This is a genomic window from Corallococcus sp. CA041A, from assembly GCF_003612075.1.
GTDB classification, from domain to species: Bacteria; Myxococcota; Myxococcia; order Myxococcales; family Myxococcaceae; genus Corallococcus; species Corallococcus exiguus.
Map to the genome: position 1 here is coordinate 1 of NZ_RAWF01000700.1, position 422 is coordinate 422.

The following is a 422-nucleotide window of genomic DNA, read 5'->3' on the forward strand; positions in this document are numbered from 1 at the left end:
GGCAGCACCATTCACCATGTACAGCAAGGCAGGGCAATTCGGAACAGGGCCGGCCACGGCCTGGAGCATTTCGGTTATGTCGATGGCCGCAGCCAGCCGCTGATGCTGGAGGAAGATATCGAAAATGAAGCGGAGCTCGACGGCATTGCCCACTGGGACCCGGCTTTTCCCTTGAGCCCCGTGCTGGTCGCAGATCCGTTTGCCATGGATTCACGGCGGGAAAACCAGGGCAAGACAGACCCGCTTGCCTTCGGCAGTTTTTTCGTATTCCGCAAGCTCGAGCAGCGAGTCAGGGATTTCAAGAGCAAGGAACAACACCTGGCCGATACGCTACACCTGAAAGGAGACGACCGCGAGCGGGCCGGCGCCCTGATCGTGGGGCGGTTCGAAGATGGCACGCCCGTGACCCTTTCTTCCGAACC

Annotated in this window: 1 protein-coding gene; it reads left to right on the forward strand. The window is 60.2% G+C overall.

The annotated features are described in order from the left end of the window. A partial coding sequence (locus tag D7V77_RS44160) for a hypothetical protein (RefSeq protein ID WP_199734024.1) occupies positions 1-422 on the forward strand: 422 nt, incomplete at both ends.